We start from the raw sequence: 258 nt of genomic DNA on the forward strand, positions 1-258 counted from the left end.
GTAATGCCTCAGCCATAGATATTCAGTCAGGAACAATCACTGTTGACGGTAATACAACTATTAACATGTCTACTAATAGTAATAATAAAAATCCATCCGTTATTAATGTTGGAGGCGGTACCTACACGACAAATGGTGATACCACAATTACTGTTACGGATAAAGACACGGGAGAAGAAAATACAACTACAACCGGAATAATACTTACAAATAATGGCACTTTTAATAATAATGTGGGAAAGCTAACTGTAAATGGCG

General features: G+C 35.7%; 1 protein-coding gene. It reads left to right on the top strand.

Going from position 1 to position 258, the window contains the following annotated elements:
- Positions 1-65: 65 nt before the first annotated feature.
- On the top strand, positions 66-258 hold a 193-nt coding region (locus H3V04_RS09655), incomplete at its 3' end, for a hypothetical protein (RefSeq protein ID WP_198188442.1).

Source organism: Bifidobacterium sp. M0353 (assembly GCF_016100645.1).
Lineage (GTDB): Bacteria > Actinomycetota > Actinomycetes > Actinomycetales > Bifidobacteriaceae > Bombiscardovia > Bombiscardovia choladohabitans.